At 67.1% G+C, this 14875-nt stretch carries 14 protein-coding genes; 7 read left to right on the top strand and 7 right to left on the bottom strand.

What is annotated here, in order from left to right:
- Positions 1-12: 12 nt before the first annotated feature.
- Both ACLQ22_RS15450 and ACLQ22_RS15445 read right to left on the bottom strand, forming a co-directional pair.
- Positions 13-2262 carry an EAL domain-containing protein gene (locus ACLQ22_RS15450; protein WP_425692873.1) on the bottom strand — a complete coding sequence of 750 codons (2250 nt, stop codon included), beginning with the start codon at positions 2260-2262 and terminating at the stop codon, positions 13-15.
- A gap of 219 nt (positions 2263-2481) precedes the next feature.
- Positions 2482-3060, bottom strand: coding sequence for a DUF6642 family protein (locus ACLQ22_RS15445; protein WP_357720543.1), 579 nt, complete (start codon positions 3058-3060; stop codon positions 2482-2484).
- Between the two features lie 24 nt (positions 3061-3084).
- Between ACLQ22_RS15445 and ACLQ22_RS15440 the strand changes: the two genes are divergently transcribed.
- From ACLQ22_RS15440 to ACLQ22_RS15430, 3 genes are all read left to right on the top strand, one after another.
- Entirely contained in the window at positions 3085-3513 is a 429-nt protein-coding gene (locus tag ACLQ22_RS15440; protein ID WP_425692872.1) for a DUF7662 domain-containing protein, read from the top strand.
- A complete protein-coding gene (locus ACLQ22_RS15435) occupies positions 3510-4202 on the top strand; it encodes a hypothetical protein (protein WP_425692871.1) in 693 nt (230 codons plus the stop codon). The genes ACLQ22_RS15440 and ACLQ22_RS15435 overlap by 4 nt, the downstream gene beginning before the upstream one ends.
- A 174-nt stretch (positions 4203-4376) precedes the next feature.
- On the top strand, positions 4377-5054 hold the full coding sequence (locus ACLQ22_RS15430) for a hypothetical protein (RefSeq protein ID WP_425692870.1): 678 nt from the start codon (positions 4377-4379) through the stop codon (positions 5052-5054).
- A gap of 643 nt (positions 5055-5697) precedes the next feature.
- Here ACLQ22_RS15430 and ACLQ22_RS15425 read toward each other — a convergent pair.
- From ACLQ22_RS15425 to ACLQ22_RS15415, 3 genes are all read right to left on the bottom strand, one after another.
- Positions 5698-6549, bottom strand: a complete 852-nt coding sequence (locus ACLQ22_RS15425; RefSeq protein WP_425692869.1) for a hypothetical protein — start codon at positions 6547-6549, stop codon at positions 5698-5700.
- A gap of 69 nt (positions 6550-6618) precedes the next feature.
- Positions 6619-10212, bottom strand: a complete 3594-nt coding sequence (pglX, locus tag ACLQ22_RS15420; RefSeq protein ID WP_425692868.1) for a BREX-2 system adenine-specific DNA-methyltransferase PglX — start codon at positions 10210-10212, stop codon at positions 6619-6621.
- 72 nt (positions 10213-10284) lie between these two features.
- Positions 10285-10524: a winged helix-turn-helix domain-containing protein gene (locus ACLQ22_RS15415; RefSeq protein WP_425692867.1), complete on the bottom strand. Its 240-nt coding sequence runs from the start codon at positions 10522-10524 to the stop codon at positions 10285-10287.
- A gap of 366 nt (positions 10525-10890) precedes the next feature.
- On the opposite strand from ACLQ22_RS15415, the gene ACLQ22_RS15410 reads away from it, so the two are divergent.
- The 3 genes from ACLQ22_RS15410 to ACLQ22_RS15400 are packed head-to-tail and all read left to right on the top strand — an operon-like array spanning position 10891 to position 12441.
- Positions 10891-11130: a DivIVA domain-containing protein gene (locus ACLQ22_RS15410; protein WP_425692866.1), complete on the top strand. Its 240-nt coding sequence runs from the start codon at positions 10891-10893 to the stop codon at positions 11128-11130.
- Positions 11127-11468, top strand: a complete 342-nt coding sequence (locus ACLQ22_RS15405; RefSeq protein WP_425692865.1) for a hypothetical protein — start codon at positions 11127-11129, stop codon at positions 11466-11468. The genes ACLQ22_RS15410 and ACLQ22_RS15405 overlap by 4 nt, the downstream gene beginning before the upstream one ends.
- A complete protein-coding gene (locus tag ACLQ22_RS15400) occupies positions 11401-12441 on the top strand; it encodes an ADP-ribosylglycohydrolase family protein (RefSeq protein WP_425692864.1) in 1041 nt (346 codons plus the stop codon). The genes ACLQ22_RS15405 and ACLQ22_RS15400 overlap by 68 nt, the downstream gene beginning before the upstream one ends.
- A 54-nt stretch (positions 12442-12495) precedes the next feature.
- Here the strand turns inward: ACLQ22_RS15400 and ACLQ22_RS15395 are convergent, their stop codons facing one another.
- Positions 12496-13344 carry a hypothetical protein gene (locus ACLQ22_RS15395; protein WP_425692863.1) on the bottom strand — a complete coding sequence of 283 codons (849 nt, stop codon included), beginning with the start codon at positions 13342-13344 and terminating at the stop codon, positions 12496-12498.
- Positions 13341-14219 carry an anti-phage DNA glycosylase Brig1 gene (gene brig1 / locus ACLQ22_RS15390; RefSeq protein WP_425692862.1) on the bottom strand — a complete coding sequence of 293 codons (879 nt, stop codon included), beginning with the start codon at positions 14217-14219 and terminating at the stop codon, positions 13341-13343. The genes ACLQ22_RS15395 and brig1 overlap by 4 nt, the downstream gene beginning before the upstream one ends.
- Between brig1 and ACLQ22_RS15385 the strand changes: the two genes are divergently transcribed.
- The gene (locus ACLQ22_RS15385; RefSeq protein ID WP_425692861.1) at positions 14172-14804 is read left to right on the top strand and encodes a DUF6998 domain-containing protein; all 633 of its coding nucleotides are present in this window, start codon (positions 14172-14174) and stop codon (positions 14802-14804) included. The two genes, brig1 and ACLQ22_RS15385, sit on opposite strands and share 48 nt — an antisense overlap.
- Positions 14805-14875 lie beyond the last annotated feature (71 nt).

The following is a 14875-nucleotide window of genomic DNA, read 5'->3' as shown; positions in this document are numbered from 1 at the left end:
GTTTGATGGTCGTCACTTCTCACCTCTCACCAAGCTGGCGATCTGCTCTCGGATTGGCTCCTCCAGGTCATGCAGCGACGTTGACGCCGAATTTCCGCAGAAGAAGCCCTGCACATGGTGGATTCCCAGGTCGTAGATCTGCTTGAGGCTGATCGGCGCCGCGTCGTCGTAGCCCTCGACGATGACGGGCCGTGGGGTGTGCGCGTGCCCGAGGTCGGTAGCGTGCCGGGCCACCCGCGCCACCAGCGCGAGTTCCTCCATGGCCAGGGGATGGTGGAGCACCGCCCGGTCGACTTTGATCTGGGTCAGCGGCAGCTCCGCCATCCGGGCCAGCGAGGCGTACCCGACGCCGAAGTCATCGACGGCGAAGGTGATCCGGAGGTCCCGCGCCAGGGTGGTCAGCCGACGGTGGAAGTAGGCAAGCGGTTCCTGCAGCCACCGCTCACCCGGCCCGGGCTCGATCGCGTCCTGTTCGGAAATCTCCAGCGTGAGGGTCCGCGGATTCATGTCGGCCTCGATGAGGGCCTTGCTCACTTGGGCCAGGTACGCGTCGCTGAGCAACGAGCGGACCGCGACGTTGACCGACAATGGCTTCGTGCCTTGGTACGAGGCGGCGGCGTCCGCGGCGTCGTAGGAGTGGAGTGCCTTGGTGAGCAGCAGGGCGTCCCGTTCGATGATGAAGCGGTCTCCCCAGGCGTACGCCATCTGCAGGGCGCTGAGCGGAGCGCGGGTCTCGTGGTCGCCGCGGCGTGCCAGAGCCTCGAAGCTCTGGATGCTCACCCCCGTTCGCCGCAGGGCCAACTCGACGACGGGCTGGAACACCATGAACATGGAGCCGACCAGCTTCTGGTAGAGGCTGAAGGCGTACTCGTAGAGGTTCAGCGGCAGCCGGCCGAAGTCCGTACGTAGCGCGGTCATCACCCGCATCTCGGCCTGGAGCGGGTCGCCGAGGAAATTGGCGTCGCACATCGCCCGCAGCATCACGGCGAGCGGCTCCCCCATGTCGAGCAGCGCAGGAGCTGGATCGACCACGGTCAACGCCAGGACCTTGTCGTCCTCATGGAGGAGCGGGACGCAGAGAATCCGTCGACCCGCGTCGTTCGAGACGATGTGACCGGGCATCCCGGTCCGATACTTGATGGCATCGGCGGAGCTGAGCTCCAACAACGGCCGCAGTTCCTCCTTGTCGAAGCGCGGGGTCGCGTTGACCACACGGATGGCGGTGCCGGAGAACTCCACCGCCGCTACCGACTCGGCCCCCAAGGCGTACCGCATGATCTCCACCCGGTCGGCGTATCCGGTCTGCTGCGGCGACTGCACCGGGCGGGTCTCCGACCGGAACACCCGGCCGAGAAGCTGCAGGATGGAGCTGGACTGGTCTTCGAGCGGGCTCTTGCAGGGCCGCGTGGTGCCCGGGTTGGCCGGTGAACTGAGCGACTGGCGGTCGTGTCGGGATACCGGCGGCTGCGCCAGCACGGTGGTCGGACCCCACATTTGTACGAGCTGGACCGGCGGCGGTTCGATCCCCTGCTCGGCCACGAATGTCGCCATCTGCCCGAACGACACGCGCCCGCCGTCGTCAGCGGCCTCACCGCGGAGCGCGCGCAGCAGATGGTGGGTCAGGACTCCATGGCCGTACTCCTCGCTCTCCCTGGCGGCGGAGCCGCTCCGGCAGGCGAGCAGGGCACTGTGCCGGTCGATCTGAGTGCGATAGGTCTGCATCGCCTCCGCGTGGCGAAGGTCGGCGTCGAGGTAGACCCCCGCCTGACAGCAGTCGAGAATGAGGAAGGACGCGCCGGCGAAGGTCTCGAAGACGTCCCGTTTGAGGTACGTCATCCGCAGGCCGTTGTCCGGCTCGCGTCGAAGGCCGTCCGGGTCGAGGTCCGCCGTGACGAGGTACGCGTCGAGCTGGTTGCTCCATTCGGGCACCAGTGCGTGACCGGCGAAGTACACCAGCAGCACGTCGGAGGGACCCGAGTCCAGCGCCAGCTCGCGAAGCTTGGTCTTGATGCCGTGCCAGTTGGCGTCTGCGCCGATGTACATGGTGACGTCGCCGTCGTCGAAGGTCCCGATCGTCTCGTCGAGCAGCATGCCCCGGATCGCCTGTGCGTCGGCCTCCGCGTAGCGCAGCGCCGGCAGGTGTACGTCGCGCCCGCCCTGGTTCACCCCGATCAGGACCGCCCGCCGTCTGCTCGGTGCCATCCGTAACCCCCATACGATGATCCGTCCGCGCTTACGTCGCGAAATCAGAGCAGCGCTCACAGTGACACTATCGGCCCTCCCGAGGTTGTTGATCTGACCGCCGAGTCAGATACCCGTCGTTGTCGATCAGCCGTCGTCGTGCCCCGACACGGCAAGATGAGTCAATGCGAGCTGGGGGGGGGCCGGAGTTCGGACCCGGTGCAGCGCTCGACCGGCGATCAGCCGTTCAGGTGCTCTCCCTGTCGGAGGTGCCGGCACGGGCCCGCGCCGTAGGCGTGACTACGTCGACCGGCCGTTCGGGTAGACGATGCGGAACCCGAGGTGCTGCGCCAACGGCGCCCAGCGCGGTGACTTTACGAGCCGTTCGACGCTGTCAATCCTGACGCCGTTGACCATGTTGTTCAGGACGACTGTTTCGAACGCCGCAGACTCGATCCAGTCGATGTCCTTCGTAAACCCGCAAAGCATCGCCGCTTTGGTCTCTCGCAGGAACTCGCCGAGGGTCGTAGCGGAGGCCCGCAGTGCCGAGCAGCTTCCGAAGTAGAGGCGCTTGCCATCACACTGGCCCGACACCCAGCTGGCGATCTCCGACAGCCCGACGGTGTGTGAGTCGGAGAGCTGCAGACGGGTTGGCGCTCCGTGCAGCGCGAAGAAACCCACCCGGTAGGCGGAGTACTTGCGAGACAGCCACCGCTCCAGGTAGTAGCGGAGCTCCTGGGGGGTGGCGGTGTCGCGGTGAATGAACCGGATGCTGCCCAGCCGGTCGAGCAATTCGAGCGTCGGCAGCACCGAGCCTCGCTCCGCGAGGTCGTCGGCCCATTGGCCCTCAAAGCAGAAGACACCACCCGGCTTCGCCACGTCTTCTCCCCTCGTTGGTACCAGGTGCTGACCTTAACGAAGCCGATCAGCTTTCGTGTACCGCTGACGGTCACGGTTCGGACGCCGGCGGCGACACTGGTCGAACCGATCGGACGAAGCCTGCAGGCGCTGCTTTCAATACGCTCCATCTTCATCCGCGCGTGCAGAGCAGCGATCTCGACACAGTTTGATGGAGACCACGTGTCCAAGTACGACGCTCTACGAGATCACCTTCGGCGGCGGACAAGCGAGGTACGGTACCCGCTCGACGAAGTCTCGGAACTGGTGCCGGGTGGGCTACCCCCATCGGCCTACCGGTACGAGGCGTGGTGGGCCAACGGCGACCAGACACATCCGCACAGCCGGGCCTGGGGAGACGCCGGCTTCACGGCTCATCCCGACCTCGCTGGCCGAGCAGTGCGATTCGCGCCGAAGCCGAGGGCGTCGCGGTGACGAGCGAGCCAGCGTGTGCGCCGTTTGCGGGAGAACCCCCCTCGCGCGAGACGTACATCCTCAACCACGGGTTCCATTTCAATCCCCAGACCTGGCGGCGGCGGTTGCCGGAGCCAATCGGCCTACCGGCCTGGATCGAGGACCTCCCCCAACTCGGTCGCTGGCCACGCATCACGCGCGGGGACCTGCTGCAGGCGGGCGCCGCCGCACACACCGGCCGCGCGGCCATCGACATCCTGATCGGGGCGTACGTATGGGGTAGCGGGCTGCCCGGCGGGCGAGGGCCGGCCCGCCTGCGCAAAGTGTTCGATCTCAACAACGGTCACACGGAGCGGCACCTCGGTGAGGCACTCCAGGTCTTGCGGAGTAAGGGGCCTGAGGCGGCATACGCGGCCCTCCATCAAGGCGGTGACTACAGGCTGAAGCGGCTGGGTCCATCCTTCTTCACCAAGCTGCTTTACTTCCTCGGCTGGGACTCGGCAGCGTGCGACCACCGCCCCCTGATCATGGACCAGTACGTGGTGATCGGCATGAACCGCTGCCGGGGCACGCGTTGGCGACCGCTTGGTCCCTGGAGCGCGGCCGAGTACGGCGAGTACATCACCTGGGCTCACGAAAGAGCGAGTGGCTGGGGCGGCGGAACCGAGCCGGATGTCGTGGAGCGGGCGGTTTGGGAGCACGGTCGATGAGGCATGCTGTGAACACCGGGGGTGCGGACCGCTCCCGCTTCTTTCCCACGCGCGTGTACTGACCCGAGTTGCCAATCAAGCGGTCATCATTGCCCAAGCGCAACAACCTCGTCAGATTGGCCGGCAAACGTAGGCTGTGCCGGCCACTCGCCACCAGCAAGGACTCCAATGCACTTGAGCCGTACCGTCACGATCCTCGCGACCGCCGTCACCGCGGCAATCACCCTGGCTGCCTGCGGCGGTGATGGTGGCGGCGGAGCCGAGCCGCCTCCAACTCCCAGTGCTTCCGCGCCCGCCACCGGTCCCACCGCTTCACCGACCGCGGCTACGTACAAGCGGCTCGACAAGGCGGCCCTCACCCAGGCACTGCTGCCGCTGAAATCGATGCCGGCGGGCTACAGCGAGGCTCCGGACGAGGAGGACGACGGTAGCGACAAGACGTTCTGCAACTACCGGCAGCCGCACACCGCCAAGGTCGAGGTATCCCGGTCATACCAGAAGGGCGGTGGCCTGAACACCGAGGTCGCCGTGGTGACGCTACGGCAGTTCGGCAGTGCCGCTCAGGCCAAGGCGTCGTTCGACAAGCTGGCGGAGGTGCTGCAGACCTGCCGCAAGGACACTCTGAACGGTCAGAAGGTGACTTACGCGCTGATGAACCTGCCGGAGACAGGCGAAGCCAGTCTGGGCGTCCGCATCGAGATGGACAACGGCACGGTGCTGCAGGGCTTCGCTCTCGTCGGCCCGGTCTTGATCTCGACGGGTGCCGGCGGCTTGATGAGCGCGGACGCGGACGTGGTGGCCGACCTGCTCGGCAAGCAGGTGGATCGGTACTCGGCCGCAGCCGGCGCCTAGCAGCGAAGTCAGCGCCTCCGGCGCTGACTTCGCTGTCTGAGCCACGAGTTGCGACAACTGCTGGGCGAGCGGACTGGCTGTATGAAGCGGTATCCCGCCGTTCCGCTCGCACTTGGTTGATATCGCACGCACTTCCAGCGTGGCGACGGGCCAATCTGAAAGTGTTGCCAGGACCGTCCTCAGTTCTGCGAGCCGGGCCGGTGTCATGCCTTCATCGCCTAGCAAGCTCCGGCACGCTCACGGGCTCCGCAGCGATTGTCCATACTGGCGCCCAGACACTGATATCCGTGGTCACGTCTCATCCCCTCCCCTCCCCAAAAACGGACGTCCACCCCAGAGGCGGTGGTACCCACACCGGCGCCGGGCTCGTCCATGGACTTTCGCAGATATGGTGGGACCGACAAGGGGAAGTTTGCGTCGTCAAGCAACGACGACGAGGTAACGAGCAACCTCAACAACCTGCTCAATGAGCACACGACCACAAACCCTGGGGTTACGGTCAAGGCGGCCAGAGTGTGGACTGTCCCGACCGCATCAACTCCTATCGCCGCGCTGTTCCCGTTCGAGACAGCCGCCTCTGGACCGACAAGCCGAATTGAGATGTAACTTCCGGGCGGGAGGGCTAGGAGGGGGTGAGGAATCTCTAGTCCAAGGGCGTGCACCCTGGCCCCGGCTCCTGATTGGCGCCGTCGGCAGCAGAGGACTCATGAATATTCGCATCTACGACTTGCGCATCTACGACTTGCTGCTTCGGCTTCGCCAGTTCCGAGCCGGACAGGTGCTCCTTCAGCCTCTTGGACATGGGGAGGAAGGTCGCAAGAGTAAGGCCGCCCGACACGACGGCCCCGACGAGGGGGATCGCCTTTGAGACAGTCTGTGCGAAAGTCTGCTTGGTCATCTGAACACCGAGGTAGCTTGCGACTTTCTTGACTACTGGGTAGACAACGCCCTTGGTAAGTGCCTTCTGCGGTAGTTTCTTGACAACTTGCTTGGAGATCTCGCCCGATATTCTCCCCACGGCAGCGTTGGCCGACTGGGTGCCGAACATCACGCCCACGAAGAGGATGAGTATCCCTTTGGTCGCGTCGTCGAGGTCGTCGCTGTCGGCCGAGAAAAGGTCCGGCCAACTATAGAGGTAGGCAAGTTTTTGTGCCACTCGGAGCATGTGGCCGAAGTATTGGGCCAGGTCGGCGGGCACAGTGGCGGGCAGGAACAGCAAACCGGGTATCCCCGCAGCGGCAGAGAGAACGCTGGCCTTGGCAGCCTCGTAATAGATGGAATCGTCTGCCGCCTTATTGAGAACTTCGAGAGGGATTCCGGCTGCTGCAGGGGTCTCTTCGATTACTCGGCGAATTTCCTCCTCGGAACAGTACTGGGTCAGGGCACTCTTGAGATATTCAGCCCTGCTGATGCGCACGCCCGGAAGACTTGCTGCGCTCACCAGCACTGCCGAGAAGCGCGCCTCCGGGTCCTCGATCGCTTGGCTCGTGGCCATGGCATGGACCTCCCCATCTGATCTCTGTAGAACCGTCGCCGAGGAACGTCCCGGACGTGAATCCGCCACCTATGCCTTGGCTTTACGACCGCGGGTGGCCTTCGGTGGGCGCCACGAGGTGAGCGATTCGTCGGTGAGGTGCAGGCGGTTGGTGGTCTCGGCGAGGAAGCCGGCGTAGATGTCCGCCGGCGAGGCGGCCCACTGCGGGTCGAACTCGCCGTGCCACTGGCGTACCCAGGGGAGGATCTCGCGCAGCCCCGCGACCAGCGGCAACAGCCGGTCGGCGGCCCAGCCGTCCTCCTGCTCGCGGGCGACGATCAGGGTGGCCAGGGCCTGGGCCTGCTCGCGGTGGTCCCAGCCGGCCCAGCCGACCAGCAGCGACGGGTCACCGTCGCGGCTGGCGCCCGGGTACGAGACGAACCGTTCCTTGGGCACGTCGAGCTTGCCCCGGTGCTTCCAGTAGCTGCCCTTGAGGAAGTCCGCCGAGGTGTACTTCGGCGGCACCGGGATCTGCTTGCGGAACTCCCGCTTCGCCGCCTCGTCAGGCAGCGCGTCCTCCTGCCGCTGCAGGTCCCACACGTGCTCCCAGTCGGCACGCTTGGCCAGCCCGGAATCCTTGTAGCGCAACGCGGCCAGGTGCGGCACGTGCTCGTCGGCGACCAGGTCGGCGATCACCTTGCCGAGATCCTGACCGGGCGCGTACAGGTTGGCGACGGTGAGCACGTCGTCGTCGCGGCGCAGTTCGTCGGCAAGCTGGGCGGTGGTCAGCGGGCGCGGCTGCTCCAGCCCGTCGACGTGGTGGTACCACAGCTCACGCGCCTCGCACCGGTCGAGCAGCCAGTCGCGCAGCGCCTTGCGCTGCATCGCGTCCCAGCCCTCGGTGGCCCACCGCCGCTTGCACTCCGGCCGCTCGATCAGCCCGATGTTGCGGTTGCCCTCGATGACCGCGATCCGCCGCTCCACGATCGCCTTGTACTCCGCCGACCAGGACGCCGGCAGCTCGGTGATCGGAGTCGACCCATGCCGGGCGAACCACTGCGTCTCCAGGCCCTCGTCGCGCATCTTGCGGGCCAGCACGATCTCGAACGCCCGCTGCCCGAGCTGCAGGATCGGCGGCCGGACGCTCTCCGGGGCGGTCAGGTCCTCGTCCAGCAGCCCGTAGAGCGAGTAGACCTGCCAGTCCAACTCCTCCTGCAAGCAGATCATCGTCCCCCGGACCGCGTGCCACTCGTAGCTGGCGGCGTCCAGCCGGTCACGGGTCGGCACCCCGGAGCCCGCGACCGCCGCCGGGGTCACGGTGGCAAGCCGCTGCGCCGCGCCGTCGATCTCACGGCTCAGCTCAAGGGGGTACGCCGACGGCAGCGGAAACTCCTGCAGCTTCGTGCCCGTGAACTCATACCTGTCCGACCAGCCCTCGGCGCTTACCCGTGCTCCCTCGTCACCCAGCGGGTCCCCACCCTTTGGATAGCTGACTTGCTTAAGCCAGAAGCAAGCGGTGGAGCTGTTGAGTATCCCGAGCAGCCGCAGGTGCTCGTCTTCCGATGCCCCTTCCGCCAACTTGATGACTGGCGCTGAACGGTTGAACGCCCTCCCGCCCCGATCCATAACGAAGTGGTTGTGGGTTGCCACGAAAGCAAAAGCGATCGCCCATGCATGCGCCCGCTCGTCCTTGGGTATTTGGTGCCACTCGAACCAGGGTCTGCCGTCGCTGAAGTAGGTCCCCCGGGAGAAGGTGGCCCGGTTTCCCAGATCAGTCCGGTAGGGCCACAACCGTCTCGCGTGCGAAGGCATCGCAGAAAGCGGAACCAGGTTGCGGTTTTCGTCATAAGGATGGAAAGCACGGTCGCCGTCAAGCGTGGTCCAGTCGCGCTCCTCATCGCCGATTACCAACCGGCGGTGATATCGAGCCTCTACCTGCTCGCGAACGAATACGGCGAGGGGAGCTGTCATGGCTTCATCGGCACCCATTACGCCGTAGAAGCCGACACGGAACAGGTGCGGACCGAGGCTCGTCACGGACGTCGACTCGATCGATTGCAACAAATCACCCGCGCCGCCGCCGCTCAGGCTCCAAGGGAAGGTTGCAAGTTGGGAACGGGGCGTTTCAGCGGCGGTGACCCACTGACTTTCGGAGCCGGGCCGGCAAATCTGGTCCACGATCGCTTGCCAGACATAACCCTGGCTCGGCTCAGTGGGAGCGCTCGGCTCACCGCGGATGCCCATTATCGTACGGATTGTGCCGGACCGGCCACGGTTGGTATTGCGGCCGACCAAAATGACGGTCGGGGTGCCGTGGCCGGGGATGTAGGCACCAGAAGTATCAATGACGTGGGTCAGGTTGACGTCGACGGCAAAGAGCCGCTCGATCAACTTCTTGCCAAACTCGCGCTTCATGAACGAGTTGGCGGTGATCTGGCCGACGTAACCAGCGCCTTTCCCCTCGCCATCACCAGGCTTGGCTAGGTGAAAGAATCGCTGGGCAAACGGCACCGATAGGGCGTACTTGCCAGAGCAGGCGTCGTACATCTCGCGGTATGCCTCGTTGAGGCCCTTGTCCTTCACGGCAATGTACGGCGGGTTACCCGCGACCACGTGGTAGCTGCCGGGGCTAAGGATGCCAGGGTACTCGTGCGCGTCCTCCGTTGCGTAGGCAAACTCCGTCATCGGGTCCTCGCCAAAGAGCATGGCCTGTCGCCGCTTGATCAGCGAATCGCCGATGGCGAGGTGCATCGGGAAGGTGTAGCCGGCCGAGTCGGCGAGGGTCTTCACGTCGCTGGCGCGGAGGGCTGCGACGAGGAGGCGGAAGCGGGCGATGGCTACGGCGAAGGGATTGATGTCGACGCCGTGGACGGCGTCGAGGGCGAGGCGTACGCGCTCGTGGGGGTCGCGGTTGGGGGCGTGCTGCTCCCACTCCTTCAGCAGCCGATGGAATGCTCCGAGGACGAAGTGGCCGGAGCCGCAGGTCGGGTCGATCATCTTGACGACGTCGTGGCCGAACTCGGCGATTGCCGGGGTGAGGGTCAGGTCGAGGATGAACTCCTCGACGAATTCCGGCGTCTGGAGCAGGGCGTAGGTCTTGCGAGCCGCCTCGGAGAGGTCCTGGTAGAGGTCGCCGAGGAAGCGGGTGTCCCACTCCGGGTCGGCGAAGTCGTGCGTGAGGCCGCCGGTCTCGCCGCGTCGACGCCAAGAGACGATCAGGTTCTTGGCCTCGTCGTGGGACAGCGGGATCTGGTAGAGCGCGTTGTGCCGCTTGTCGAAGAGTGACTTGCCGGCCTGGGTGCTGGCGATGGCTTCGAAGCCCTGGTGCAGCCAATCGCGCAGCGTCTTGTCGGGCTGGTCGCGGAAGAACTGCGCCTCGGCCTCCTCGGCCAGCACCAGTCGGTCCCCCGGGCCAGCCAGGTACGGGTCGGGCAGCAGGCCGTTGTCCTCGCAAAAGCGCACGAAGACGGTGCCGAGCACCCAGGCGACGGCGACCTGGGTGACGCGCTCGTCGCGCCAGGCCGCCCATGTAGCGGCGGTACGCCCGACCTTGAAGGCGTGGTCGTACTCGCCACGCAGGCGGAGGCGCACCTCCTCGACCGATTCGGCCTGCTCCCGCAGGTCCTTTTCCAGGTTCTTGACCTGCTTCTGCAGGTCGGACAAGAGCAGCTTCCGGTCGATCACCCGACGACTCTAGCCGTCCCGTCGACGGGACGGGGGTACCCGTAAGGGCTGTTTCCGTCGCCGGACCGCTACCTACGGCTCCCGCATCCAGGTCTTCGGGTCGGTGACGAAGACTCCCTTGCCCTGCTGCCGGCGGATTACCCGCAACGCCTCCAGTCGGGCGTAGGCCATCTGCACGGTCCCGTGGCTGACGCCATAGCTCGAGCGCAGCTCGGCGATTGAGGGCAGCCTGTCCCCCGGCTTCAACTTCTTGGATCTGACGTCGGCGATCACATCGTCGGCGATGCGCCAATAGTCCGGCACTTCTCGCATGGCACTCCTCGCGTGGCAATCCGATTCGATCACACCGCGACGCGCCTAACAAGCAGCGTTGACTCATCTGACATGTCTAGTTATGTTGATCCCGAGCCGTTCCTCGCGTGGCAACGAGTTCGGCTCATCCCCTGGTCGGGGCGGGTGTGCGTGCCCGTCCCGGCCCCGTCCGGCTGCTCTGCTGTCGTACTGCCGAATCGGGCTGCGGCGGCCGAGCGGGCGGGTCGTCCGCGGCCCCTCGCGGACGACCCGCCCTTCCAGACCCCACCGCGCGGAGCCTGCGCTCCCGCCTGCCCTGGAGAGAGGATCGTCGTGGCTCAGGTCTATCGAGGTGCTCAGCCCCATCCCGCCGGCTACCCGGGTCGGTTGACGCCACACGAGGTGCGGACCCGCGAGTTCGCCGCGCGCCGGCGGGGTGTCGACCCCGTGGAGGTACGCGAGTTCCAGGCCCGGGTCTCCGACGAACTGGCCATGCTCAACGAGACGGTACGGCTGCTCACCCAGGAGAACGACCGGATCAGGCGGGCGCTGCGAGACTGGCAGACCATACACGCGCGGGAGTGCCGGCCGCCGGAGGAGCACCACCGCAACTCCGGTCACTGGTGACCGCGCGCCCCGCCCCCGGCGACCTGCTGATCGTCGACGGCCGGGCCTCGGTGCAGTTCGCCGGGGACCGCGCCCTGACCTTCCGCGTCGTCTCGGTCGCCGACCAACCGACGTACGCCGGCTGGATCTGGCTGACCGGCTACGTCCTGAACCGACGCGGCGACGCGACCGACAAGCGCGAGATCTACGTTCAGCTCGCCGGCCTCCGCCCCGTCGTCAGCCCGCCGACCCCGCAACGCCCGCGTGCCACCCGCTCCTATGCTTCTCAGGGTGACCAAGGTGACGGCAGAGCAGCTCGCGACCGCTCGGGGCTGCGTGCTCGGGCTGATGCTCGGTGACGCGATCGGCGCGACGGGCGGCAAGGTGCCGGCGGGCGGAACCCTGCCGGTCACCAGCGCCGGCCAGCTCGCCTGCTTCACCATCGAGGGCATCATCCGGGCCAACATCCGGGGCACCCACAAGGGCATTTGCCACCCTCCCGGCGTGGTGCGCCACGCCTACACGAGGTGGGCCGCGCTGCAGGGCATCCCTGGGATCAAGCGCTGGCAGGAGCAGGACTGGCCGGACGGCTGGCTCGCTCGGGTGCCGGTGCTGGCGGCCCGGCGTGGATCGGCTCCCGCCACCGTGTCCGCGCTACAGAGCCAATCCAAGTACCCGGCCGAAAAAGCTGACTGGACCAGCGTCGGGGCCCATGGGCTTACTCGCAGCCTGCCCGCCGGGCTCGTTCAAGGGTGGGGGCCGCAGCCGGGGCGCTTCGCGGCGGAGATCGCAGCCACCACCCACGGCCCAGCAGCGGCCGACGCGGCCGCGCTGGGTGCCACGGTGATTGCCAACGTCGTCAAGCGTCAGGACGTCGAGAAGGCGGCGGAACTCGCACAGCGGGAGTGCCAGCCGATCGTGACGGTCCTGACCGGGCTGCCACTCGCCCCGGCCCTGCACGCCGGGCGCACGCGCCCGCGCCAAGCAGAGGTCCTGGCGCAGCTCGCGCCGGATGCTCGTGCGGCGTCTGCACTGGCCGGAGGCGTCTACGTGGCGCTCTCCTATCCCGATCGCTCGCAGCTACGCGACGCCCTCGTCTTTGCCGCATCCGTTCCGCACGGCAAGCACGTGGCCGCTACCGCCGGCGCGTTCCTCGGTGCCGCGCACGGCGTCGACGCGCTTCCCGTCGACGTGGTCTCCCGAGTCGAGTTGGTGTGGGTCGCCGACGTCCTGGCCCGGGATCTCCTCACCGAATTCGCGGACGGCCCGTCCGGCAGCGGCTACGGCGACGAGACCGATCCGCACTGGTGGGAGCGTTACCCGGGCTGGTAGCGCATTCGCGCTGTCCGAGACCGGTGGGGCGTGGCTCGACATTGACGGCAACCGTCAGCGCTGCTGCTGAAGCCATCGGCGTGCGGTTCTGATCGTCGGCACAACCGTCCCGTGCAGGTAGGGCACGCTGGTCAGCCGCCCCCAGTGGTCCGTCAGCCGCATGGCGGACGGGTGGGTGAAGGCGGCGACGAGCGTGTCGACGCCGGCGATCCTCGCCTGTACGAGGTGCGGTGTGATCTCCCGACGGCGACTCATGATCGCGGTGAGCGACTTGTGGACCTCGACGCCCTGGACGATGCAGAGGGTCGGCTGGAGGATCGCGATCGTCGCCGCCATGTGCGGGGCGCAGTTGCGGCTCATCGTGGCGTTACCGAGCGATTTGGTCGTGCCGCTGACCACGGCCGAGCAGAGCCGCATGTTGGCCATGGCGTAGGCGTCGAAGAGGTGCACCGGGGAACGGACGCCGTCCAGGTGGAGCAGCTCACCGGCCCGGTCGGGCCCGGGTTCACGCCCGACGGCGAGCCGCAGGGCGCTCGTGACACCGCGCATGTGCGGGTTCCGGGCGGTGAACGCCAGGCCAGCGGACTGCATGACCTCCGCATGACGCTGTTTGAGCGTCACGCCCTCGCGCGCCCGCCCGGTCTCCATGGCGATGCCCAGGGTCCGCTCCGGCACGCCGTCGAGGACCAGGTCGTAGTGGTGGCCGACGTGCGAGAGTTGCCCCGCGGCGAAAGCGGCCTCGGGTCGGGACGCCGATCGGCGTCCGCCCAGGGCGCTCTCACGGCAGCTGCCGAGCCTGCGGCAGACGCAGGCCCCGGACGGCGCGAGGACGTGCTCGGCCATGTACTGATCGAGCTGCGCGATCCGGCCGGCGGTGACAATCGGGTCGCTGGCATGGGTCATGAGGACGGCCCGATCGGGGTCGGAGCAGGGCTCGAGTCGACGGAGACTCCCGCCCTGGGAATGGGCGTCGTCCGGATGCCGTCACTCCCGGCGCCGACGAGCGCTTTCCGCAGCAGCGCCGTCTCCTTCGCGCTCGGCGGTCCGGCTGAGCCCGTATGCCACTCGACGACCAGTCGCTGCCCCGACGGCAGCGCGTACGTCCGCACCGCCCGGCTGGGCACCTTCGACCCGTAGTCCGTGCCGCCGGAGCCCAGCGCGCCCGTCAGCGGCAACTTGAGCGCCCGAGCGAGGTCATTCCAGGGGCGGCCGAAGGCGAACACGTCCCACACGGGCAGCTCCGCGATCGGCTGCCACACGAACTCGTCGATGACCTCCGGCGGCGGCCGCAGTGGCGCGGTTATGGCCTTCGAGTGCCACGGATAGCACTCGAAGATCAGCAGGTCACGATGATCGGCGCTCGGGTCCTGCAGCCACCGGCGGGTGAACGCCAGCCGGGCCTGGTAGTACCTGTTCTTGCCCATCTCCTGCGGCAGCGTCCATGGCGGCCGGTTGTAGGGGCATGTCGTCGCCCACCTGCTGTACGAGCCGTGCTCCTTGATCTCCTCGGCGAAGATGCCGTCCCGCGCCTGGAAACGGGGGCGGAATTCGCCGGGGTTCAGGCCGAGCACCACCATTCGTGGCGTGTGCTCCAGACCGAGGAGGTCACCGTGGTAGGGCTCCGGAAACCCGTCACGGGTCACCTCGCCGTGGCCGACGCCGACATAGGAGTCGAACCATGGCTGGAGGCATTTTGGTAGTTCGTCCTCGCCGCTGAGCCAGGATTCGACGTGAGCATCCCAGAAGGCCTCGACGCGCTGCCGTGCGGAGGTCGTCATGACGAAAAGTTAGCGATGCGTGACTGGCCAGGCCAGGGCGCAACGCGAAGAATCAACCTCGTGACCGAAACCTTGCGCCAATTGGCCGCGTTGCTGCGGGATCGCGACGAGTTGGACACCCGGATCGCGGCGCTCACCGGGCGATCGGCGCGGCCGGGTGACATCGGCGAGTTCATCGCCGCCCAGGTGTTCGACATCGAGCTGGCCGCCGCGATCCAGGCCGGCTACGACGGCACGTTCCGATCCGGTCCACTCGCCGGCCGGACGGTGAACGTCAAGGCCTACGGTGACGCCTTCGCCGGCCTCGACATCAGCCCGCACCACTGCGACCACTACCTGATCCTCAGTGGACCGGCCAAGCCCCCGGGCATCGTGCGGCACCACCGGTGGCGGATCTCCGCGGCGTACCTTCTCGACACCCGCCGCCTGCTCGAGACCCTCACGGCCAGGGGCGTGAAGGTCGGGATCGCGACGAGCATTCGCAGAGGCGACCTCGATGCGGCCCAGGTCTTCCCCACTGTCGGGGCGCACGCCCCGATACGCCTCACGCCGGAGCAGACCGCACTGTTGTCGCTGTTCACATAGATCGCTCCTGCCCGCCGCCACCACTCGCGGGCCGGCCATGCGCAGCCCTGGTAATCGACCGCGCCGACCGG

It is taken from the genome of Micromonospora sp. DT178, assembly GCF_049841695.1.
Lineage (GTDB): Bacteria > Actinomycetota > Actinomycetes > Mycobacteriales > Micromonosporaceae > Micromonospora.
This window is presented reverse-complemented; position numbering and strand designations above follow the sequence as displayed.

Coding starts and splice junctions, on each gene's coding strand:
- ACLQ22_RS15425 (WP_425692869.1), bottom strand. CDS start 6,549: ATGGCCACGAGCCAAGCGATCGAGGACCCGGAGGCGCGCTTCTCGGCA.
- ACLQ22_RS15415 (WP_425692867.1), bottom strand. CDS start 10,524: ATGCGAGAAGTGCCGGACTATTGGCGCATCGCCGACGATGTGATCGCC.
- ACLQ22_RS15395 (WP_425692863.1), bottom strand. CDS start 13,344: ATGACCCATGCCAGCGACCCGATTGTCACCGCCGGCCGGATCGCGCAG.
- brig1 (WP_425692862.1), bottom strand. CDS start 14,219: ATGACGACCTCCGCACGGCAGCGCGTCGAGGCCTTCTGGGATGCTCAC.